Source organism: Streptomyces sp. NPDC005566 (assembly GCF_040605575.1).
Classification (GTDB): Bacteria; Actinomycetota; Actinomycetes; order Streptomycetales; family Streptomycetaceae; genus Streptomyces.
Genome location: NZ_JBEXDB010000010.1, coordinates 251,927 through 273,639, shown reverse-complemented (window position 1 = coordinate 273,639; position 21,713 = coordinate 251,927). Strand labels below are relative to the sequence as shown.

The window sequence follows — 21,713 nt, the reverse complement described above, 5'->3', positions numbered from 1 at the left end:
GCGGAAGCTCCGTTGCAGCACCACCCGGATCACCGCCGTCGTCCGGGCCGTCGTCGCCCTCGAACTCACCACTTGATCAAGATGGAAAAGGCTCACTACCACGACGACCTAACTCCTGATCACGATCTACGGCTGGAGTACTAGGAGGGGACGCCACTCGGTGACGCAAGGGTTTCCGGCTCTTCCTCCGGAACACTGAGCTGCTCGCGCAGATAGTTCCAGACCACCGCGATCAGTGCGGCGACGGGTACGGCGAGCAGGCTGCCCACGATGCCGGCGAGACTGCCTCCCAGTGTCACCGCCAGCAGGATCACCGCAGCGTGCAGGCCGAGTCCGCGGCTCTGGATCATGGGCTGGAACACATTGCCCTCGAGCTGCTGCACCACGATGATGATCGCCAGCACGATCAGTGCGTCGGTCAACCCGTTCGACACCAGGGCGATGAGTACGGCGACGAAGCCGGCGAACAGGGCACCCACGATGGGCACGAACGCGGAGACGAAGGTCAGCACCGCGAGGGGGAGCACCAGCGGCACTCCCACGATCCACAGGCCGATGCCGATGAGGACTGCGTCGAGCAGGCCGACGTACGCCTGGGAGCGCACGAACTCACCCAGTGTCCGCCAACCACGTGCCGCCACGGTCGGAACATCGGTGGCGAGCCGGCCGGGCAGCTGACGGGCGAGCCACGGCAGGAACCGGGGGCCGTCCTTGAGCATGAAGAACATCAGGAAGACCGCCAGGACGGCAGTGACCACGCCGTTGACCACAGTGCTCACGCCGGTGACGACGGTGGTGACCATACTGCCGATGCTGTCCTGGATGCGGGCAGCCGCTGTGTCGAAGGCACCGGCTATCTGATCGTCACCGATGTTCAGCGGGGGCCCGGAGGCCCACTCGCGCAGTTTCTGGATTCCTTCGACCACGCCGTCTGCCAGCTCGCCGGACTGGGAGGCCACCGGCACCGCGATCAGCGCTGCGACCCCTGCGGCTACCAGGAGGAACAGCACGGTGACCACGGAAGCGGCGAGGGCCGGTGGCCACCCGCGTCGGCGCAGGTAATGCGCCGTGGGCCAGGTCAGGGTGGTGAGCAACAAGCCGACTATGAGCGGCCAGATGACCGACCACATGCGGCCCAGCATCCATACCGCCACTGCGGTCATGACGAGGACGAGCAGCAACTCGCCTGAGACACGCGCCGATACGCGGAGCGCGGCGCGGGATTTGGTGGAGCTCAACGTGGCAGACATGCGAGCCACCCTATGGGCCACCGGTCCCTGCCCGGATCGAACCCCTCCCCCGGGAGGTGACGTGAAGCTACGCCCCGACCCCGCGCTCCTCATTGAGCCTCGCGTCCAGGGTGATCGCCGCGTCGATCAGGGCCAAGTGCGTGAAGGCCTGCGGAAAGTTTCCCAACTGCCGTCCTGTCAGGCCGATCTCCTCCGAGTACAGGCCCAGGTGGTTGGCGTAGGTGAGCATCTTCTCGAGCACCAGCCTGGCCTGGTCGGTGCGTCCGGCCCGCGCCAGGGCGTCGACGTACATGAACGTGCACAGGGAGAAGGTTCCCTCGGAGCCGCGCAACCCGTCGGGTGACGCCTCGGGGTTGTAGCGGTAGACCAGGCTGTCGCTGACCAGTTCACTCTCCATCGCGTCGAGCGTGGACTTCCACATCGGATCGTCCGGCGTGATGAAGCCGACCGTCGGCATGCGCAGCAGCGACGAGTCGAGCACGTCGTCGCCGTAATGCTGTACGAAGGCCCGCTTCTTCGGGTCCCATCCCCGGCTGATCACCTGCGCGTAGATCTCGTCCCGCGCGTCCACCCAGCGTCCGCGTGCCGCTGGGCGGCCGTCGTCGGTGGCGATCCGGACGGCCCGGTCGAAGGCCACCCAGGACATCACGCGCCCGTAGGTGAAGTCCTTTTGGCCGCCACGGGTCTCCCACAGCCCTTCGCCGGGCTGATCCCAGTGGTCGACCAGCCAGTCGAGAAGGGTGTGCAGCGCGGTCCAGCCCCCGTGGTCGAGGTGCATGCCGTGCCGGTGCGCGAAGTAGATGCTGTCGAGTGCCTCACCGTAGATGTCCAGTTGCCGCTGGGTCGCTGCTCCGTTCCCGATGCGGACCGGGGCGGAGCCGCGGTACCCCTCCCAGTGGTCCAGGGTCTCCTCGACCATGTCCGAGGAACCGTCGACGCGGTACATGATGTTCAGTGGCCCGGTGCTGCCCTCGCCTTCACCGGCCTTTTCCTTCACGCGCTCGTGCAGCCAGCCGATGAACGCCGCCGCCTCTTCCTTGAACCCCATGCCCAGCAGGGCGTACACGGAGAACGAGGCGTCACGGATCCAGGTGAACCGGTAGTCCCAGTTGCGCTCCCCGCCCAGTTGCTCGGGCAGCGCCGCTGTGGGGGCGGCGACCAGGGCGCCGGTCGGTGCGTAGGTCATGAGCTTCAGTGCCACGGCCGATCGCTCCACCGCTTCCCGCCAACGGCCCGTGTAGGTGGACTGGCCCAGCCACGAGCGCCAGAACTGGACCGTCTCGTCGAAGAGCTGCGTGAACTCCGCCACCCGGACTTCGTGCGGCGGTCCGCCAGGAGACGATTCCATGACCAGCCCGCGCTGCTGTCCCGCTTGCAGAGTCAGGGTGAACCGCAGGTCGTTGTCGCTCGGAAGAATGGTCAGCAGCCGTTCGTCCTGCGGCTCACGGACAGCGTGGATGGCGAGGTCCATGTCCTGTGAGGTGAACACGGCCCCGTGCTCCGTGATGTGCAACTCGTGCGGCTTGCGGCCGTAGTCGAAGCGCGGAGCGATCTCCCCTTCGAAGGTCATGCTGCCCCGGACACAGCGCAGCATGCGGACGAGGCGGTGCCGGTCGGTCGCGGTCGTGCCGGTGATCGGCATGAAGTCGACGACCTCGCCGGCTCCGGCTTCGGTCATGAAGCGCGTGACCAGCACGGCGGTGTCCGGGTGGTAGAGCTGCTTGGTGGTGTACGTGTCCGCGGCCGGCCCGACGGTGAAGTGCCCGCCCTTCCGCCGGTCGAGCAGGGCACCGAAGATGCTGGGCGAGTCGAAGCGCGGGCAGCAGAACCAGTCGATCGTCGCGTCGGTCGTGACGAGAGCCGCGGTCTGCAGGTCACCGATCAGACCGTGGTTCTCGATCAGGGGGTATTCATCCACTTTGCGCACCTTTCGTCCCCGGTTGGCAACCCTAGGCCAACGGGGGCGCCCCGTCCTGGGGAGGGCGTGAGGTGGGGACGGCGGCGGAGACCGTAGTCTCTGCGCATGGTGGGCACACAGCGGGACGGGACCGTACGAGGACCGGGCAGACCGCGCGAGGAGCGGGTCGCCGGAGCCGTTCTCGACGCGGTCGTCGGCCTGGTCACCGAGCAGGGGATCGGGGCGGTCACGATGGACGCCGTCGCGGCGCGGGCCGGGGTGAGCAAGCCCGCCATCTACCGGCGCTGGCCCACGAAGCAGGATCTGATCATCGCCGCCGCGGAGACCCGCATCGGCGTCCTGTCGGTGCCCGACCTGGGCGACTTCCGCGCCGAGCTCCGCTTCGTACTCACGGCTCGCCTGGAGGCCTACCGGCTGCCGGGGTCGGGCCGGCTGCTCGCGGGGCTCATCGGGGCGTCGGCGGACGCGGGCGCGGTACGGGGTCAGTACGCGGAGTACACCGAGCGGATCACGAGCGAGACGAGGCGCATCCTCGAACGCGGGATCGCCCGGGGTGACGTGGCCCCGGACACCGATGTCCGGGCGGCGACCACCTTGGTGGCCGCACCACTGGTCTTCCGGCTGGTCGGCGAGCTGGAGCCGCCCGACGCCCGCTTCGTGGACGCGCTGGTCGATCTCGTCGCCCGGGCGGTCGGCACGGGCGGCTGACCAATCCCCGTCTCGACTTTCCGGCTTTGCATTTTCCTACCGCAAGGACCCTTGCTTCCGCATGCCTCAATAACGATACTCCCCGTAACGATATTCAGGCCGCCACCGTGGAGGACTCATGGACAGCGTCGTCACCACCCCCTCTCCCGCGCTCGACAAGCCGTTGATGCACTACGGCAAGCGCACGCTCGACCGCATCGCACCGGGCGCGGAGCAGCCCGCCTACGGGCTTCTGGACGTCTTCCCGCTCACCCCGCACATCGGCGCCGAGGTCGAGGGCGTCGATCTCTCGCGCCCCATCGGCGAGGACCTCGCGGAGGAGATCCGGCAGGCCCTGCTGGAGTGGAAGGTGCTCTTCTTCCGCGATCAGCACGCCTTCGACCCGCAGTCCCAGCTCGCCTTCTCCGCACTGTGGGGCCGGCCCGAAGCCAACCCCTTCTTCCCCAAGGGCGACACCGTCGGCGTCTCCCGCCTGGCCAAGGACGCCATGGCCGTCGGCACCGAGAACATCTGGCACAGCGACCACTCGTTCATGGCCGCGCCGGCACTCGGCTCCGTCCTGCGCGCCGTCGAGGTCCCCGCCGCCGGCGGCGACACCATGTGGGCGGACATGGCGGCCGCCTACGACAACCTCACCGAGGCCATGAAGGCCCGGATCGAGGGCCTCACCGCCGTGCACGACTGGGTGCCGAGCTGGGGCGCCCTGATGACGGAGAGCCAGGTCGCGGCGCACCGGGAGAACCTGCCGGCCGTCGAGCACCCGGTGGTCGTCCGCCACCCGCGCACGGGCCGCAGGCTGCTCTACGTCAACGAGCCCTTCACCACCAGGATCGTCGGCCTGTCGGACGTGGAGAGCCGGGACCTGCTCGACGAGCTCGTCCTCCAGGCCCGTATCCCCGAGTACCAGGTGCGCTTCCGCTGGCAGCCGGGCTCCGTCGCGATCTGGGACAACATCGCCACCCAGCACTACGCGATCAGCGACTACTACCCGCAGCGCCGTGTCATGGAGCGCATCGCCATCGCCGGCGTCCCCCTCGCCTGAACGACCTCCCGGCCCTTCCCCCTCCCAACCAGTCTCCGCGGAGCCCTTGTGACCGACACCGATGTCGCACCCGCTGTTCCCGTCGGCCCCCCGCAGGCGCCGCACGGAACGAGACGCCGAGCGTGGATCGTCACCGTGCTGCTCGTCGTCTTCATGATGGTCAACTTCGCCGACAAGTCGGTGCTCGGTCTTGCCGCGGAGGAGATCCGACAGGACCTCGGCCTGTCCGCATCGGCATTCGGACTCGCCAGCAGCGCCTTCTTCCTGTTGTTCTCGATCTCCGGGGCCGCGGTGGGGCTGCTCGCGGACCGCATACGGCCCAAGTGGCTGATCCTCGCGATGGCCGTGCTCTGGTCCGTCTCCCAGGCACCGATGGCGGTGGGCGGCGGGCTCGCGGTCCTCATCACCTCACGTGTGCTGCTCGGTGCTGCCGAGGGGCCCGCCTTCCCCGTCGCCCAGCAGGCCACCCTGTCCTGGTTCCCCAACCACCGGCGCAACCTGCCCGGGGCGTTGATCGTCCTCGGGATCACCCTGGGGGTCCTGGTCGCCGCTCCCGTACTGACGTGGGTGATCCAGAACCACGGCTGGCGTTCGGCCGTCGCCGCGGTGGCCCTCACCGGTGTCGTATGGGCGCTGCTGTGGGTCCCCTTCGGCGGGGAGGGGCCGTACGCGGCCGCGCCCGGCAACGGACTCGTGAGGGACGAGGAGGAGGCGGCGGAGACCGAGCCGGGTTCGGCCCGGTACAAGATGCCGTACCGGCGGATCCTCGCGACCCGCACCTGGATCGGTGCCACGGCAGCGTACTTCGGAACCTACTGGGTCATCGCGTTCGCCCTGGTCTGGCTCCCCTCCTACCTCCAGGACGCACTGGGCTACACCTCGGCCGGGTCCACCCAGGTGGTGATGCTGGTCTGGGGGCTGGGCGGCGTCGTGGTGCTCGGCCAGGCAGGCCTCACCGGATGGCTGCTGCGCCGCGGCACCGCGAGCCGGTGGGCGCGTGGCGGAGTCGGCGGCGTTCTGCTGCTCATCGGCGCAGCGGCATGCCTCACCCTGCCGGTGGCCCCGGCCGGTGTCGTGACCGCCGTACTCCTGGTCGCGGGATTCGGGCTGGCCGGAGCGATGAGCAGCGTCGCCGTCACCACCGTCACGGAACTGGCTCCGGCCAACCGTCGCGGCGGCGCCCTGGGCATCATGAACGCCGTGGTGACCACCGCCGGCCTGATAGCCCCGACGCTGATCGGGCGCCTCGTGGACACCCACGGTGCGCAGGGCTACCAGTACGCGGTCCTGATCACCGGCGCCGTGCTCCTGCTGAGCGGAGCCGCCGCCCTCACACTGATCGACCCGGACCGCGACGCCCGCCGGCTGTCCGTGTGACCACACGCGGGCCTGCTCCTCGCACGAGGGCGGACCCGCGTCTCCCACTCCCCCACCTTCCGCAAGGAACGACGTTGAACACAAGAGCCCTCGACACCTCCTTCCTCGACCGCACGGTGGCCCACGTACGCGGCAGCGCCGAGTCCTGGTCCTCCACCCCGCTCACCGAACGCATCGCCCTCCTGGAGAGGCTGCGGCCCCGCATCGTCGCGCGTGCGGCCGACATGGCCGGCGCGGGCGCCCGGGCGAAGGGGTACGGGCCGGACTCCCCCTGGGCGGCCGAGGACTGGATCGGCGGCCCCTGGGCACTTGCCCAGAACACCGCGGCGTATCTCCACGTCCTTCGGCGGATCGTCGCGGGCAAGGACCCCCTGGCCGACAGGACGGTTCACGAGGAGAACGGTCACACCCGCGTGAACGTTTTCCCCGCCACGGGCTGGGACTCGTTGCTGCTCAACGGGTTCAAGGCCGAGGTGTGGATGCGCCCCGGCGTCACCGCGGAGCAGACGCGTGCCTGCGCCGCCGGCGAGTACCGGGGCAGGCAGGGGGACCCGGCCCTGGCCCTGGTGCTCGGCGCCGGCAACGTCGCCGCGATCACCGCGCTGGACATCCTGCACAAGCTCTACGCCGAGGGCCAGGTCGTCATCGCCAAGATGAACCCGGTCAACGCCTATCTACGCCCCCACTTCGAGTACGTGTTCGCCGAGTTCGTCGAACGGGGCTGGCTGGCCTTCGTCGACGGCGGCGCTGCCGAGGGTGGTTACCTGTCGCGCCACGAAAGCGTCGACGCCATTCACGTCACCGGCAGCGATCGCACCCACGACGCCATCATCTGGGGCACCGACGAGGATGCCGGACAACGCCGCCGTGACGACCTCCCGTTGATCACCAAGCCCTTCAGCAGTGAACTGGGCGGCGTGAGTCCCTGCATCGTGGTACCTGGGCCGTGGAGCGACGCCGACTTCCGCTTCCAGGCCGAACACATCGTCACCAGCAAGATGAACAACTCCGGCCACAACTGCATCGCCAGCCAGATCCTGGTCCTGCCGCGCGACTGGGACGGCACCGAGCGACTGCTCGACGAGGTCCGGCGAGTGCTGCGCGAACTGCCGCCGCGCACCGACTACTACCCCGGCGCCGCCGACCGCCTCGCCTCCGTACGAGCGGCGCATCCGACGGCGGAGGCACACGGCGACGGCTGCCGGCTGCTCGTATCCGACATCACCGACCACGACGACCCCCTCGTCATCGACGAGGTCTTCGGCAGCGCCCTGGGGGTCGTGCGCCTGCCCGGCGCGGCTCCGGCCGAGTTCCTCCGCCATGCCGTCGACTTCGCGAACGCCACCCTGCCCGGCACTCTCGGCGCGACCCTGATCGTCCACCCGAGGACCGAGAAGGCGAACCGGGAGGCCATGGCCACCGCCGTCGCCGAACTGCGCTACGGCACACTGGGCATCAACTGCTGGTCGGGCGTCGGCTTCCTGCTCGGCTTCACTCCGTGGGGGGCCTTCCCCGGCCACACCCGCCAGAACATCGGCAGCGGCATCGGCTTCGTGCACAACGCGTTCATGCTCGAAGACGTCGAAAAGACCGTGCTGCGCGCCCCGTTCACACCCGCCCCGCGCGGGCTGCTCACGGGCGACCCGTCACTGTCACCGCGCCCCCCGTACTTCGTCACCCACCGCACGGCGCTGACCACGGTGGAGCGCCTCACCCGCTTCACGGCGGCGCCGAGCCTGACAAAACTGCCCGCACTCTTCGCTGCCGCGTTGCGGGGCTGACGCCCGGCCCTCGGCGACCCACATCCGTCCCGCCCGCAGTGCCATCCTTTACGGAGACCTCATGCTCAACATCGCCACCCTGCTGGAGAACAGCGCCCGTACCGTGCCAGACCGTGCGGCGGTCGTACTGGGAGGGCAGCGACTGACCTACGCGGAGCTGGACGCGGCCGCCTGCCGCGTGGCCGACCTGCTGCACTCGCGCGGTATCGGACAGGGCGACAAGGTCGCCCTGTCCTGCCCCAACCTCCCGTGGTTCCCGATCGTCTACTTCGGCATCCTCAAGGCCGGTGCGGTGGTCGTCCCGCTCAACGTGCTGCTCAAGGGCCGTGAGATCGCCTACCATCTGGCCGACTCCGAGGCCAAGGCCTACTTCTGCTTCGAGGGCAGCGCGGATCTTCCGATGGGCCAGGAGGGCTGGTCCGCCTTCGGCGGGTCTCCCGGCTGCAAGAACTTCTTCCTGATGACCGCCGCCCCCACCGACGGCTCCCCGGTCGCAGGCGCCGAGACCCTGACGGCGGCGCTGGCCGGCCGGAGCGCGGACTTCGAGACGGCCGCCACGGAGTCCGGTGACACGGCGGTCATCCTGTACACCTCCGGCACCACGGGCACGCCCAAGGGTGCTGAGCTCAGCCACTCCAACGTGATGCTCAATGTGCTGACCTGCCACAAGCTGTTCGGCGAGGTGGAACACGACGTGCACCTGGTCACCCTGCCGCTCTTCCACTCCTTCGGCCAGGTCGTGCAGATGAACGCCGGCCTCGCCTCGGGGGCGACGCTGGTACTGCTGCCACGCTTCGACGCCTCGTCCGCTCTGGCCCTGATGCAGCGTCACGCGGTCACCTTCTTCGCGGGTGTTCCCACGATGTACTGGGCCCTCCTCGAAGCCGAGGCGCCCGACGTGGACCCGTCGCGGATCGCCGCGAACCTGCGGATGGCCGGGTCGGGGGGCTCCGCACTGCCGGTCGAGATCCACCGCCGGTTCAGCGAGCGCTTCGGGGTGACCATCATGGAGGGGTACGGCCTCTCGGAGACCAGCCCGGTGGCCACCTTCGCCCCGCGCGGCGAGAAGGTGCGCCCGGGCTCCATCGGACGCCCGGTCTGGGGCGTGGAGGTGGACCTGGTCGACAAGCACTGGGCACCGGTGCAGGGGGCTGACGCGATCGGCGAGATCGTCATCCGCGGCCACAATGTGATGAAGGGCTACCACAACCGGCCCGAGGCGACCGCCGAGGTGATGCGCAACGGCTGGTTCCGTACCGGTGACCTGGCCCGCCGCGACTCCGACGGATGGTTCTACATCGTGGACCGGGCCAAAGACATGATCCTCCGCGGTGGCTTCAACGTGTACCCGCGGGAGATCGAGGAAGTTCTGCTCACCCACCCGTCCGTGAGCATGGCGGCCGTCATCGGCGTGCCGCACGACCGCCACGGCGAGGAGGTCAAGGCCTGCGTGGTACGCGCCCCAGGGGCGACGCTCACCGAGGAGGAGCTCATCGCCTGGTGCAGGGAGGAGATGGCCGGCTACAAGTACCCCCGCCTCGTGGAGTTCCGTGCGGCCCTGCCCACCAATGCCACAGGCAAGATCCTCAAGCGCGAACTCAGGGACGCGGACGGCCACGTGACCGAGGCGGTTCGCTGAGGCCCCACCATCTGACGGAGAGGCGTGGGCCGGGACCGTTCCGGGGTGGCGCAGCCCCGGAACCGGTCCGGCCCATGTCCTTCTCCCCCGCCGGGCGGCTCGCTCGACCTTGCTCAATTTTGACAGGTTCATGACTATCGTCGGGCTGCCGCGCTCCCGTACAAGCGCACCGACGGCACACTCCACCCAGCGGGTCCTACCGACGTCCGACAGAGGTATCGCCCCCGCAACCGGTGGCCGGGCATGGGAGACGTCGGCACGTACACCTTGCCCGGATTCAAGCCCATTGCGTCTGTCAAGTCCTTGCCATGGCAAGGACTTGCCGCCACCAGGCCTTCACGTCGGGCGTCACCGGCCGATAGACCCATGGCATGTTCTCCCCCTCTCTCTCCTCCGCCTTCCGGCGCAGACGGTGGCAGCTGCTCTCAGCTGCCACCGTGGCGCCGCTGCTGGCGTCGGGCCTCGCAGTCATGCAAGCGCCCGCACAAGCTGCTCCGAGCAAGCCCACCGTCCCCGCCAAGTCCGCGGCGACCCACAAGGTCACCCTGGTCACCGGCGACGTCGTCACGGTCACCACGATGGCCGACGGCAAGCAGACCGCCGAAGTCGACCGGCCGGACAGCGCCGTCGGCGGCGTAAAGATCCAGAAGATCAAGGGCGACCTCTTCGTCGTTCCCGACGAGGCGGCGCCCCTGCTGGGCACCGACAAACTGGACAGGCGGCTGTTCAACGTCACCGACCTGATCGAGATGGGGTACGACGACGCGAAGTCAGCAGCGGTACCGCTGATCGCGACGTACGAACGGTCGAAGTCCCGCTCGGTGGTCCAGCCGACAGCCCCCCGGGGCAGCAAGCTGACCCGCAAGCTCAAGGGCATCAGTGGTGCTGTGCTCAGCACCGAGAAGCGGCAGACCCGCACCTTCTGGACCGACGTCGCCCCGCGGGGCAGCGCGAAGTTGGCCGACGGTATGGCGAAGCTGTGGCTCGACGGCCGCGTGAAGGCGAGCCTGAAGGAGAGCGTGCCGCTGATCGGCGCGCCCGAGGCCTGGGCGGCCGGGTACAACGGCAAGGGCGTCAAGGTCGCGGTGCTCGACACCGGTATCGACGCCGACCACCCCGACTTCGCCGGCCTGATCGACGGTACGGCCAGCTTCGTGCCGGGTGAGGCCGTCACCGACGTCAACGGGCACGGCACGCATGTGGCCGGCACGATCGTCGGTTCCGGAGCCGCTTCCGGTGGCGACAACAAGGGCGTCGCCCCGGGCGCCGATCTGTACGTCGCCAAGGTGCTCGGCGGTGTGGAGGGCTACGGCCAGGACTCCTGGATCATCGCCGGCATGCAGTGGGCCGCCGAGACCGGTGCGGACGTCGTCAACATGAGCCTCGGCGACTCCTACCCGACGGACGGCAGCGACCCGATGTCGCAGACGGTCGACGCTCTGTCCGCGCAGTACGGCACGCTGTTCGTCATCGCCGCCGGCAATTCGGGCCCGGAGAGCATCTCCGCCCCGGGCGCGGCCGCCGCGGCGCTGACCGTGGCCGCCACGGACAAGCAGGACCGGCTCGCGAACTTCTCCAGCACCGGCCCGCTCGCCTACTCCGGCGCCATGAAGCCGGACATCGCGGCGCCCGGCGTGGACATCACCGCGGCCCGTTCGCAGGACATGACCGACGGTGGCGAAGGCCTCTACCGCACCATCAGCGGCACCTCGATGGCCACCCCGCACGTGGTCGGCGCGGCTGCGATCCTGGCCCAGCGGCATCCGGACTGGAACGGCGCGCAGCTCAAGGAACACCTGATGAGCACCGCCAAGGGCCTGGACGCGGGGTACTCCCCGTACGAGGTCGGCACCGGCCGCCTCGACGTGGCCGCCGCCGTGCGCACCACGGTCCGCGGCACCGGATCGCTCTTCTTCGGCAACTACACCTGGCCGCACAAGCCGGAGGACGTCGCCGTCACGAAGGACCTGACGTACACCAACACCGGTTCCGCCGAGGTCACACTGGACCTGGCGCTGACCGACGAGGGCGGACCGTTCGCGCTGGGAGCCACCACGGTGACCGTCCCCGCGGGCGGAACCGCCGCCGTCCCGGTGACCGGTGACCCGCAGACCGCCTCGGCGGGTCGGCACGTCGGCTACGTGACAGCCACCGACGCGGCCACCGGGAAGAACGTGACCCGCACCTCCGTCGCGCTGCTCAAGGAGGACGAGCGCTACGACCTGAACATCAAGCTGGTCGGCCGTGACGGCAAGCCCGCCAGCGGCTGGGTCGGGATCAACCTGGCCGGCGACTCCTGGCCGTGGAACGTCTACGTCGAGGGCTCGACCACGATGCGCATGGCACCCGGCCTGTACACCGTCGCGGGGTACCTCGACGTGACCGGCGAGAAGGCGGACCGCTCGGGCATGGCCGTGCTGGTCGACCCCGAGACCGTGATCGAGGGCAGCTCCGCGAACGTGGTGCTCGACGCGAGCAAGGCAAACCTCCTGCAGACCGAGGCGCCGCAGCGCACCGAGGACCGCCAGCGCAAGGTCGACTTCAACGTCCACTACAAGGGCCACGACCCGTACATGGACTACCGCAGCGCGTACGTGCTGCCGTCCACGTACGACGACATCTATGTCGCCCCGACGGAGCCCATGAAGCAGGGCGAGTTCATGCTGATCACCCGCTGGCGCAAGGGCGAGCCGCAGCTCGGCCTGAGCACCTTGGGCGGTCGGCTCCGCTTCGACGCCATGGTGCAGGCGGGCAGTTCCCTGGACACCGCCACGGACACGCTGACCGCCGTCCACGCGGGCACCGGCGCGGCGTCCGCGTACGGGAAGGTCAACGCGAAAGGCAAGGTCGTCGTCATCACGCGCAGCGACGAGGTCTCGCCGCAGGAGCGCACCGAGGCCGCGGTCACGGCCGGTGCGAAAGCGCTGATCGTGGTCAACGACGGTGTCGGCGGCCTGATGGAGTACGTCGGCGAGTCGGCCATCCCCGTAGCCACCGTGCACCGCGACGCGGGCAAGGCCCTCATCGCGACGGCCAAGATCGGCATCCTCAAGCTGACCGTGAAGCAGACGGAGCACACGCCGTTCGTCTACGACCTGACCCGGGACTACCCCGGCCAGGTCCCGGACCGGGACCTCGTCTACAAGCCCACCCAGCGTGACCTCGCCCGGATCGACGCCCGCTACTACTCGGCCACCGAAGGCAAGTTGTCGGAGGGCTACCGGTCCGACTTCACCCTCAGCCCGTCGTTCAACATGCCCGAGCTCGAGTGGCACCCGGGAACCCGCACCGAATGGGTGACCCCGGGCCAGGTCTGGAGGGAGTACCACGCACAGGGTGTCGACGGCCCCCTGCCGTGGGTGATGGTGTCGGGCGACAACACCTACGCCAAGGGCAGCACCAGCCGTCTGGACTGGTTCGCTCCACTGACCCGCCCCGCCCAGAGCGAGTCCTTCGGTGTGTACAACTCCCGCATGCGGGACTACATGACCTGGAACGTGCAGGCGTGGGCCTCCGCCAGCGACAACATGCGGCTGGGCGGCTACCTGCCCTGGGGTGAGACTCCGTCCCACCTGCAGGTCTTCCAGGGTGACAAGCTGATCCACGACAACCCGGTCAGCGGGGACATGCAGTGGGTGGAGGTGCCGGTCGGCAACCTGCCCTACCGCACCGTCCTCGACGTGGAGCGTCCCGGTGACGTCTTCCGGCTGTCGACGCGCACCCACTCCGAGTGGACGTTCATGTCCGACACCGTCGACTCGGACTACTTCGAGCCGTTCTCGGTGCTGAACCTGGACTACGAGCTGGAGTCGGACCTGCACGGCGACGTCAAGGCCAACACCACGCAGCGGATCACGCTCGAGCCGGTGTCGATGAACCTCGACGCAGTGCCGGGCAAGGTCACCACGGTGAAGCTGGACGTCTCGTACGACGACGGCGCCACCTGGCAGAAGGTGACACTGTCCAAGGGCTCCGGCGGCTCCTGGAACGGTTCGTTCAAGACGGCCAAGAAGCCCGGCGGCTTCGTGTCGGTCCGCGCGAGCGCCGCGACGGACCGCGGCTACAGCGTCAAGAACGAGATCATCCGGGCGTACGGCCTGCGATGAGTCGCACTGTCGGGCCCCGGGGAGGCGACTCCCCGGGGCCCTTCCCCTCGCACCTGCTCCCAGCTGGGACTATTCAGGGCCTGCCACCATGGCGCATACTCTCCCCGCTGCGGCAAGCAAGGGAGAGTCGGTCGCCGATGCTGGATGTTCTGGGCCTCGAACCCGATGATGAGCACGTCTACCGGGCGCTGCTCGGACGGCCGAACTCCACCGCGGTGCTGCTGTCGGATCAGCTCGACATGCCGCATGCCCACATCGACACGGCCTTGTGTCATCTGGTCGGGTGGGGGCTGGTCATCAGGTCGGCCGACGAGCAGTTCACCGCCGCGCCGCCTGCCATGGCCCTCGGCGCCCTGATCAGCCAGCGCCAGGACGGGCTGCGCATGGCCGAGCAGGCACTGGTGACCTTCGCCGAGGAGCACCGGGCGGCGATGACCGGGAGCAGCATCAGCGATCTGATCGAGGTCGTGACGGGCGTCGACGCCATCCGCCACCGCTTCCTCCAGGTACAGCAGGCAGCCCGCACCCAGGTCCGCACCTTCATCACCGCGCCGTTCGTCGCCGTGCCGCCCGACGAGAACTCGGCCGAGCCCATGGCCATCGGCCGCGGTGTGCACTTCCGGGCGGTACTGGACCGGGCTGTGCTGGCAGAGCCGGGCATCATCGCCGATGCGGTCGATTCCATGCGCAACGGTGTGGAACTGCGGGTCGCCGACCAGTTGCCGATGAAGCTGGTGCTGGCCGACGCCGACCTCGGTCTCGTCCCGCTGGCGGTCACGCCGGCCGGAGAGCCCGGTGCGGTGCTGCTGCACCGCAGCGGCCTGCTGGATGCGCTGGACGCGCTGTTCGAGACGGTGTGGCGCACCGCGCACCCGCTCGAACTGGCGGGCGCCGACGGAGAATCCGAACCCGCCGTCGAGCTCGGTGCGGAAGGCCCGACCGACCTCGACCGGAAGATCCTTGCCCTGCTGCTGGCCGGCCTGACCGACCCGACGGCCGCGGCTCAGCTCGGTCTGTCACCGCGCACGCTGCACCGGCGCCTGCGCCGCCTCATGGACATGGCCGGAGTCCGGACGCGGATGCAGCTCGGCGGCTACGCCATCCGGCACGGCTGGGTTGAGCCGAACTGAGCGGGCACGCCGGCCCGGCGTGACCCGGCCGCGGACACGGCCACCCCGCTATCCGCCGGGCCGGGACCGGCCGCCCACGCCCTGGCTGTCGGCCGTCTGTGCGGCGGCACGGCGAGCCGCGTCGGGGAAGGCCCGTTCCACCGATGCGTTCAGGAGATCCACCTCTGCCCGGACTGCCGGATGGTGGGTGGGCGGCAGGCCGTCGAGGAGCCCGTCGAACAGGGCGCGCAGCCTTCGGCAGACCTGCGCGGACGTTGCCCCGTAGTCGCGGATCTCGGACACGGCGAGCTGGAGGTAGTCCTCCCACGTCCTCCCACGCATCACGAGCCGCGGCCTGCCGTCGCCACCGGCCAGCACAAGCCGGTCGGGCAGCGGCGACTGGCCGATCCTGGTGAGGAACGACTCGATGTGGTTCAGGACCTGTACGGCGGTGGTGGGGTCGTTCACGGCGGGCGACAGCGCGCGGATGGCGATGTCGACGAGCACCCGCAGGGCGAAGGCCGGGTCCTGTTCGATCGTCCGCTCGGCACCGAGCGCGATGAGACCGGTCACGTGCCCGTGGTCGGGGGTGGACGTGCCGCCGTGGACTTCTACCAGGACGGCGCCTCGGGGGACGTAGTCACCGATCAGGTGGGGCACGGTGAACACGCAGTCGTGGCGCGTGGCGAGTGCCGAGAGGCCGTCGGTCTGGAGGGCCTGGATGGCTCCTCCTGCAGTCGCGCGGACGACGGTCATCCGTACGTCCCGCACGGCGGCCTCACCACCGTGCGGGGCGGAGGCTCTGACCGCTGCCGCCCCGTGCTCGAAGACGCTCTCCCCCATGCGGCCGACGAGATCGGCGATGGCGACCGGCCTGAGGTTGTGCGTGAAGCGGTTGAGATAGATGAGGAGCAGCAACAGGCTGACGGCCACGGCCCCGCCTGCCAGGGTGACCCCGAGGTCCGGCACCGAATCCGTCTCGATGCTGCGCAGCAAGGAGAAGGCGAACGCGAATGTGCCGGTGAAGGTGGCCAGCACGGTCTTCTGCAGCCGGTCCCTGTACCAGAGCCGCATATATCGTGGGGACAACGTTCCTGTGGCCTGCTGGATGACGAGGACACCGATGGTCACGACGAATCCCAGAAGGGCGATCATCGCCCCGACGATGGAGCTCAGAACTCCACTGGCCGTCGTCGCCGAATAGCGCCAGTCACTCGGTGGCCAGTCCGGACTGTCGGCGTCGATGGCCAGTTCGGCCAGGACGGCTCCCAGCAGGAGACCGAACAACGGCGTGATCCACAGGCTCGCCTTCACGTATTGCCGCAGGCGGAATGCGGAGGCCCAGGACATCATCGGAGTCTGCCTCACTGCTCGGTGCCGGAGGTCAGCAGCACAACGCTGTCGCCTTCCCCGGGAGTTGCCCGCCGCTTCTCGGTGACGGGTTCCAGCCGCAGGTCCGCATGTACCACGAACAGTGTCTCGCTCCCGGACGGCAGTGGTGCGGAGGCCGGCTGCACCAGGAACCGCGCGCCCGCCTCGTACCGCGCCGCCAGCGTGTGGCGGACGAGTGACTTGCCGAAGAGGATGTCCCCTCCGGTGTAGGGAGCCACGACTCCATGGCTCTCGTGGGGAGGCCCGACCCGATAGACGGGTCCCTCGACGCTGTCCTGCATCACGACCGAAGCGAGCGCGTTGAAGTCGTCGTCGTCCGTGGCCAGGAGCACGGCCGTCACCCCCTCCAGCCGGGCACCCGGGTTCGTGGCTGTTGCCAGCAGGTCACCCTCGGCGAGTTGGATACCGGCGTCCGCGATCCGTTGGCGCTCCGGTGTGAGGCCTGCCCACATCAGCAGGTCGAGGCCGGCGGACCTCAGGCTCCGTCCCAGATCGACCACCCACGGCTCGCCGCCCACGAGCAGGATCCGTGTCCTGGCGGGTTTGACGATGCCGAGCATTCTGACGGCCGGTGCGGCAGTCAGGGCGTACAGGAGGACCGTGCCGACGATCACCAGGAAGGTGACGGGAAGGATTCTGGCGGCCCCGTCGACCCCCCTGCGGGCGAGGTCCGCGGAGAACGCCGTAGCCGTGGCTGCGGCAACGATGCCGCGGGGTGCCATCCATCCTACGAAGGCCCTCTCGCCCATGGACAGGCCGGAACCCGCGGTCGACAGGTAGGCCACGAGGGGCCGCACCACGAGGACCAGGACGGCGACGAGGGCAAGGGCCGGGAGGAGTACGGGCACGAGGGACGCCGGTGTGACGGTGGAGGAGATCGAGACGAACAGCAGGCCGATGATCAGCTGGGCCAGGGTCTCGAAGAAGGGACGCCGCGCGGGCATGTCGAAACCGCTGATGTTGGTGACGGCGAGGCCCGTGACGATAGCGGCGATGAGTCCCGTGTCCTCCCTCACGATGTCGGCGCCTGCGGACACGGCGATCACGGTGGCCAGTTGAGCCAGCGTTCCGAGCGTCTCGCCGAGCCGCAGCGTGCGAAGCGTCAGCCAGAGCAGCGCCGTCCCCACCACTCCGCCGATCAGTCCCACGGCCATGCTGATGGCGAACTGGCCGAGTTGGTAGCCCCGTCCGACGTCGACCGGGTCTGTGGTGGCGATGGCGTGGAAGACCAGTGCGCCCAGGATGGCGCCGATCGGGTCGGTCAGGGTCCCTTCCCAGATCAGGATGCGGCGCACCTTGTCCGTGGGCTGCACGAAGTCGAGGATGGGGCCGACGACCGTGGGACCGGAGACGACCAGGATCACGCCGAGCATCGAGGCGACTTTGAGGGGCATGTCGAACATCGCCGGTGCCACGGCGGACACGACCAGGAACGTGACGAGCACACCGAGCAGCAGCAGCCGTCCCACGATCCACCGTGTGCGGCCGGTGAGTTTGCGCAGGTTGAGCCCGAGACCGGCGTCGTAGAGGATCACCGCCACGGACATCGACACGAGGACGTCGAAGTTCTGGTCCATCAGCTTGTCGGGGTGGATGACGTCCGTCAGCGCTCCGGCCGTGAACCCTGCGGGCAGCAGGATGATGAGGGCGGGAACGCGTAGCCTGCTCGCCAGGATCTGTGACCCGGTGGCGAGGATCACGGTCAGTGCGATGCCGAGGTAGATCTCGTCGTCCGTCACAGCTACTCCTTTCGGCAGAGTCCCGGCGCGGTGGAGGTTCAGCCGTACCCGACGGTCATGTGGCTCTCGCTCCGCCACCGCCTTCGGGATCGCCGCCTTGTCGCAGGTCGGCCTCGGTCAGCTCTACGAGTTCGCCTCTGGTGTCGAGCCAGTACAGGAGGACGACGGCCGGTACCACGATCACCAGCGCGACAAGGGTGACGATCGCCAGCCAGGTCAGCGTGCTCGACGCACCGGCGCCTTCGGCGACGGTCATGGACTGCGGGAGGAGGTAGGGACGCTGGGCCAGGCCCCAGGCGAGGACCGCGCAGGCGATGGCCCCGACAGCCGAGGCGCGGGCCCAGCCGCCCGGTTTCCGCCGCACCAGCAGCCACGCCGTGGTGAAGGAAGCAGCTGCACCGGCGATTCCGAAGGCCAGCCCGGCCCCGTGGGTGAGCCCGTGCCACACGTGCGGGGCGTCATCGCTGGTGACGAACAGGGTGATCACCACCAGCACCGTCAGCGCGGCGAGGCTCAGCAGCCCGCGCCGCCGGAAGTACGCGACCAGGTCGGGTGCGTCGAAGCGGCGGGCGTCCCCTGTCAGGAAGACGGCGCCCAGGAAGGCGGTCGCGGCGACGGCGAGCAGGCCGAACATGATCGAGGTGGGGTTGGCCCAGGCGTCCGCCGACGCCTCCGTACCGAGCTTCACCCGACCTGAGGCGACACCCCCCACGGCGGCACCGAGGAAGAACGGCGTCACGAGCGAGGCCACGGCGAACACGGCACCGTAGAGGCGCCGTTCCGCGAGCCGGCGGGCGACCTTGCGGAAGGCGAAGCCGGCGCCGCGCAGGACCAGGCCTACGGCGGCCAGGGCCAGAGGCAGCCACATCGCGGAGAACACGGCTTGGAAGAAGGTGGGAAAGCCGGTCCACATGAAGACGAACACGAAGATCAGCCAGACGTTGTTGACCTCCCACACGGGTGCCATCGCGTGATCGATGAGCCATCGCGGCCGCTTGCCGCGTTCAGCGCCTCCCGCAGTCAGGTCCCAGAAACCGGCACCGTAGTCGGTACCGCCCGCGCAGGTGTACGCAGCGATGGCCAGCAGCAGTACCACTGCCATCAGGTCGGCCATCACGGTCGGTCGCCCTGGGACCGGGTGGCACCGCCGGCGGCGCCGTCCCCCGCGGAGACAGCTGCCCGAGGGCCGTAGGGGCTGTCTGTCTCCGGCTTCTCCGCCGGACGCCCAGCGGCCTGCTGGGCGTCGGCGAGCCGCCAACGGGTGCGCAGCTTGAGCAGCACGGCGAGGAGCGACCCGAAGATGAACACGTACACGACGATCACCAGGCCGAGCATGATCCACAGGGTGGACGAGCGCGTCGCCGTGACGGCCTCGGCGACGCGCATGTTCTGGTAGACGATCCAGGGCTGGCGTCCCACCTCGGTCGCGATCCAGCCGCATTCGACAGCCACCACCGAGGCCACACCGGCGCAGGCCGCACCGCGGTAGAACCACGTGGACTCGGGAAGCCTGCGGTGCCGCAGCCATACCAGGCCGTACCAGAGCGCGAGGAGAACCAGGGCGGAGCCGATGAGGACCATGATGTCGAAGGCCCAGTGCGCGATGGTCGCCTGAACGGCGGTGGGTCGTTCGTCCGGGGGGACGGAGGTCAGCCCGACGACCTTGGTGTCCGGGCTGAATCCGGCGAGCAGGGAGTCGAGCAGCGGAACCTTGATACCGCCCGAGATGGAACCGTCGGAGTGCAGGCGGCCGAACAGGTACTCCGGTACCCGGGTGTCGGTCTTCCAGACGATCTCCATGGCAGCGAACTTGACCGGTTGCTTGTGGAACACCGACCGGGCGATGGCGTCGCCCAGGACGAACTGCACCGGGGTCGCGATGGCGGCGACGGTGAAGGGGACGGTGAAGCCGAGCCGGTGGTAGCGGTCACGACGTCCCCTCAGTCGGCCGACCGCGTAGACGCCGGCCACCATGTAGCCCGCGGTCAGCAGCATGGCCACGACGAAGTGCCAGTACTGCGGCCCGAACATCGGCGTGAAGATCGCCTTCCAGATGTTCACGTCCGTCGGATTGCCGGCGGAGTCGAGGGAGAAGCCCTGCGGTGTGTTCATCCAGGAGTTGGCCGCCAGGATGCCGAATGCCCCGAGCAGCGCGGCGACCGGGAGCGGCAGTCCGAGCAGAAAGTGTGTCCGGGGCTTCAGTCGCCGCCATCCGTAGAGGTAGATGGCGATCAGGACCGCTTCGAGGAAGAACGCCCAGGCCTCGACCCCGAAGCCGATGCCGAAGACATCGCCCCACCTGCCCATCAGCCCCGGCCAGAGCAGACCGAATTCGAAGGAGAGCACGGTGCCGGTGACGACACCGACGGCGAACTGCACCGCCATGACCGCCGACCAGCGCCGCGCCAGCAGGAGGGCTGTGGCGTCCTTGTGGCGCAGCCCGCGGTAGTGCATGACCAGGGTGATCAGCGGCAGAGCGACGCCCAGCGGGACCAGGATGATGTGGGAGGCCAGAGTGAAGGCCATGAGCTCTCGGGCCGGCAGGAGTTGATCGGGAGCACTGGCCAGCAGATGGACCGAGGTGTGCATGACCGCCTTTCGCGCTGTTCGGGACCTGCGAAGAAGGTCAGCCGCCGGTGGCGAACCCGGGGAAGAGCGTCATCCCGCCGTCTACGTAGAGGGTCGTCCCCACGACGTAGTCCATGAGGTCCGATGCGAGAAGGACTGCCGCGTGGGCGATGTCCTCGGGTTCACCGATGCGGTCGTAGGGGATCAGACGCAAGAGGTCCTCGCGGGCCGCCGGCGTCTCCCAGGCACTGCGGTTGATGGGGGTCTTGATCGCCCCGGGCGCGACGGCGTTCACCCGGATCTTCTCCGGCGCGAGCTCCTGGGCCAGGGTCTGCATCATCATCTGCACGCCGCCCTTGGAGGAGGCGTAGTTCACGTGGCCCGCCCAGGGGATGAGCTGGTGCACCGAGCTCATACAGATGATCTTCCCGGCCGCCCGGGACACCTCCGGGACCACTCCGCGCCGACGGAACTCCTTGACCGCCTCCCGCGCGCACAGGAACTGGCCCGTGAGGTTGACGTCGAGGACCTTCTGCCACTCGGCGAGCGTCATCTCGGTGAACTTGGCGTCACGCTGCAGACCGGCATTGGCGACCAGGATGTCCAGGGTCCCGAAATTCTGGACCGTCCGGTCGACCATCGCGGTCACCTGGTTCTCCTGCGACACATCGGCCTCGTAGGCCACCGCGCGCACCCCGAACGAGGCGATCTCCTCCACCACTTGCTCGGCGGCGTCACGATCGCTCACGTAGTTGACCACCACGTCGGCGCCTGCCCTGCCGAGGCCGATGGCGGTGGCCTTGCCGATGCCCGAATTGGCGCCGGTCACCAGTGCTGTCTGGCCTGCCAGCAGGTTGGCCGGCGGAGCACCCCGCGATGCCTCGACCTGGGAATCCATGATGCCCTGTCTCCTCGCTGCGCTCCTGGCCCCACCCGGCCGCTGCCCGGCAGGCGGGGATCAGGCAATCACCGGACGAGCGCGGAGGCAGCCCTGGCGTGCTGCTGTTGGGCCATTGGGCGCAGCGGCTTCCCCCGGTCGGATCAGCCGGGGCGCCGCCTGCTCGGCGCACTGTGCGTGCCCGCG

General features: G+C 69.1%; 14 protein-coding genes. 7 read left to right on the top strand and 7 right to left on the bottom strand.

Annotated features, from left to right (window positions below; all coding sequences use genetic code 11):
• Window positions 1-140: 140 nt before the first annotated feature.
• The gene (locus ABZS61_RS18645; RefSeq protein WP_356421795.1) at window positions 141-1,250 is read right to left on the bottom strand and encodes an AI-2E family transporter; all 1,110 of its coding nucleotides are present in this window, start codon (window positions 1,248-1,250) and stop codon (window positions 141-143) included.
• Between the two features lie 67 nt (window positions 1,251-1,317).
• Window positions 1,318-3,168, bottom strand: a complete 1,851-nt coding sequence (locus tag ABZS61_RS18640; RefSeq protein ID WP_356421792.1) for a glycoside hydrolase family 15 protein — start codon at window positions 3,166-3,168, stop codon at window positions 1,318-1,320.
• A gap of 105 nt (window positions 3,169-3,273) precedes the next feature.
• Between ABZS61_RS18640 and ABZS61_RS18635 the strand changes: the two genes are divergently transcribed.
• The 7 genes from ABZS61_RS18635 to ABZS61_RS18605 all read left to right on the top strand — a co-directional run bounded on the left by ABZS61_RS18635 (window position 3,274) and on the right by ABZS61_RS18605 (window position 14,951).
• Window positions 3,274-3,876, top strand: coding sequence for a TetR/AcrR family transcriptional regulator (locus tag ABZS61_RS18635; RefSeq protein WP_356421789.1), 603 nt, complete (start codon window positions 3,274-3,276; stop codon window positions 3,874-3,876).
• A 118-nt stretch (window positions 3,877-3,994) separates the two neighbouring features.
• Window positions 3,995-4,918, top strand: a complete 924-nt coding sequence (locus ABZS61_RS18630; RefSeq protein ID WP_356421786.1) for a TauD/TfdA family dioxygenase — start codon at window positions 3,995-3,997, stop codon at window positions 4,916-4,918.
• Between the two features lie 48 nt (window positions 4,919-4,966).
• Entirely contained in the window at window positions 4,967-6,295 is a 1,329-nt protein-coding gene (locus ABZS61_RS18625; protein ID WP_356421783.1) for an MFS transporter, read from the top strand.
• A gap of 74 nt (window positions 6,296-6,369) precedes the next feature.
• Window positions 6,370-8,076, top strand: coding sequence for an aldehyde dehydrogenase family protein (locus ABZS61_RS18620; protein WP_356421780.1), 1,707 nt, complete (start codon window positions 6,370-6,372; stop codon window positions 8,074-8,076).
• A 61-nt stretch (window positions 8,077-8,137) separates the two neighbouring features.
• Window positions 8,138-9,715, top strand: coding sequence for a long-chain fatty acid--CoA ligase (locus ABZS61_RS18615; RefSeq protein ID WP_356421777.1), 1,578 nt, complete (start codon window positions 8,138-8,140; stop codon window positions 9,713-9,715).
• 371 nt (window positions 9,716-10,086) lie between these two features.
• A complete protein-coding gene (locus ABZS61_RS18610; protein ID WP_356421774.1) occupies window positions 10,087-13,821 on the top strand; it encodes a S8 family serine peptidase in 3,735 nt (1,244 codons plus the stop codon).
• A gap of 137 nt (window positions 13,822-13,958) precedes the next feature.
• Complete coding sequence (locus ABZS61_RS18605) at window positions 13,959-14,951, top strand: helix-turn-helix domain-containing protein (protein WP_356421771.1); 993 nt, start codon at window positions 13,959-13,961, stop codon at window positions 14,949-14,951.
• A 48-nt stretch (window positions 14,952-14,999) separates the two neighbouring features.
• Here ABZS61_RS18605 and ABZS61_RS18600 read toward each other — a convergent pair whose 3' ends face one another.
• The 5 genes from ABZS61_RS18600 to ABZS61_RS18580 are packed head-to-tail and all read right to left on the bottom strand — an operon-like array spanning window position 15,000 to window position 21,527.
• Complete coding sequence (locus tag ABZS61_RS18600) at window positions 15,000-16,280, bottom strand: DUF2254 domain-containing protein (protein WP_356421768.1); 1,281 nt, start codon at window positions 16,278-16,280, stop codon at window positions 15,000-15,002.
• 14 nt (window positions 16,281-16,294) lie between these two features.
• Window positions 16,295-18,061, bottom strand: coding sequence for a cation:proton antiporter (locus ABZS61_RS18595; protein WP_356421765.1), 1,767 nt, complete (start codon window positions 18,059-18,061; stop codon window positions 16,295-16,297).
• 55 nt (window positions 18,062-18,116) lie between these two features.
• Entirely contained in the window at window positions 18,117-19,163 is a 1,047-nt protein-coding gene (locus ABZS61_RS18590) for a cytochrome d ubiquinol oxidase subunit II (RefSeq protein WP_356421762.1), read from the bottom strand.
• A gap of 11 nt (window positions 19,164-19,174) precedes the next feature.
• Window positions 19,175-20,650, bottom strand: coding sequence for a cytochrome ubiquinol oxidase subunit I (locus ABZS61_RS18585; protein WP_356421759.1), 1,476 nt, complete (start codon window positions 20,648-20,650; stop codon window positions 19,175-19,177).
• A 37-nt stretch (window positions 20,651-20,687) separates the two neighbouring features.
• Window positions 20,688-21,527, bottom strand: a complete 840-nt coding sequence (locus ABZS61_RS18580; protein ID WP_356421756.1) for an SDR family oxidoreductase — start codon at window positions 21,525-21,527, stop codon at window positions 20,688-20,690.
• Window positions 21,528-21,713 lie beyond the last annotated feature (186 nt).

What these genes read in the sequence shown, in the direction of transcription:
- ABZS61_RS18585 (WP_356421759.1), bottom strand. Translation starts at nt 20,650, where the DNA reads ATGCACACCTCGGTCCATCTGCTGGCCAGTGCTCCCGATCAACTCCTG.
- ABZS61_RS18610 (WP_356421774.1), top strand. Translation starts at nt 10,087, where the DNA reads ATGTTCTCCCCCTCTCTCTCCTCCGCCTTCCGGCGCAGACGGTGGCAG.
- ABZS61_RS18630 (WP_356421786.1), top strand. Translation starts at nt 3,995, where the DNA reads ATGGACAGCGTCGTCACCACCCCCTCTCCCGCGCTCGACAAGCCGTTG.
- ABZS61_RS18605 (WP_356421771.1), top strand. Translation starts at nt 13,959, where the DNA reads ATGCTGGATGTTCTGGGCCTCGAACCCGATGATGAGCACGTCTACCGG.
- ABZS61_RS18615 (WP_356421777.1), top strand. Translation starts at nt 8,138, where the DNA reads ATGCTCAACATCGCCACCCTGCTGGAGAACAGCGCCCGTACCGTGCCA.
- ABZS61_RS18580 (WP_356421756.1), bottom strand. Translation starts at nt 21,527, where the DNA reads ATGGATTCCCAGGTCGAGGCATCGCGGGGTGCTCCGCCGGCCAACCTG.
- ABZS61_RS18590 (WP_356421762.1), bottom strand. Translation starts at nt 19,163, where the DNA reads ATGGCAGTGGTACTGCTGCTGGCCATCGCTGCGTACACCTGCGCGGGC.
- ABZS61_RS18600 (WP_356421768.1), bottom strand. Translation starts at nt 16,280, where the DNA reads ATGTCCTGGGCCTCCGCATTCCGCCTGCGGCAATACGTGAAGGCGAGC.
- ABZS61_RS18645 (WP_356421795.1), bottom strand. Translation starts at nt 1,250, where the DNA reads ATGTCTGCCACGTTGAGCTCCACCAAATCCCGCGCCGCGCTCCGCGTA.
- ABZS61_RS18635 (WP_356421789.1), top strand. Translation starts at nt 3,274, where the DNA reads ATGGTGGGCACACAGCGGGACGGGACCGTACGAGGACCGGGCAGACCG.